This window comes from Oleiphilus sp. HI0079, from assembly GCF_001635105.1.
In genome coordinates this window covers 1-724 of the sequence record NZ_LWFT01000981.1, presented here as the reverse complement: position 1 = coordinate 724, position 724 = coordinate 1, and the positions used below count along the sequence as shown (strand labels likewise).

At 46.7% G+C, this 724-nt stretch carries 1 protein-coding gene; it reads left to right on the top strand.

The features are described 5' to 3' along the window. Positions 1-149 precede the first annotated feature (149 nt). Positions 150-724, top strand: a 575-nt coding sequence (locus tag A3750_RS17920; RefSeq protein ID WP_231871869.1) for a DMT family transporter, incomplete at its 3' end; no start/stop codon positions are given.

Genomic DNA, 724 nt, shown 5'->3' with positions numbered 1-724 from the left:
TTGTTGATTAAATAGTTCTTTCAAAGCCACGGCGTTCATGCGGTGGCTTTCTTCTTGCTCCCGATGTACTCCGTTGAAATGACATTAACCTCCACTTGGCTTTAGTGAGGTTAAGCGACGAGTTTATAGGGAGAATTCTCGTGTCTATTATGCCTGCTTACCTAACCATCGTATTGGTTTGGTCTACAACACCTTTAGCAATCTCTTGGAGTGCCGAGACGATGACGCCTGTTGCTGCACTAGGGTTGCGTATGCTTCTAGCGGCGGTTGTCGGTTGGGTGATGCTTTATGTGCTGGCGATCAAGATTTCATGGGAGCGCGATGCTGTGCGCACGTATGCGTTTTCTCAGTTGGGTATCGTGGCTGCAATGCTTTGTGTTTATAGTGCTTCGCAGTTTATTCCCTCAGGTTTGATATCTGTATTGTTTGCTTTAGCGCCGCTCTTATCCGGGGTTTTCGCTTATTTTGTGCTTTCGGAGAATAACTTCACGCCAGATAGAATTGCCGCTTTTTTAGTCTCGTTTATTGGCTTATGTGTGATTTGTCTTGATGGCGTGGTGGTGAGCGGCGAGGGTTATAAAGGCGTTTTGTTTTTGTTGCTTGGCGTGTCTCTCTACAGTTTTAGCGGCGTAAAAGTGCAGCAAATTGGTTTTCAGGGGAACCCCCTGGCGACAACCGTTGGCAGTGTTGTCATGTCTGTACCATTGTTTGGTTTTGCGTGGTT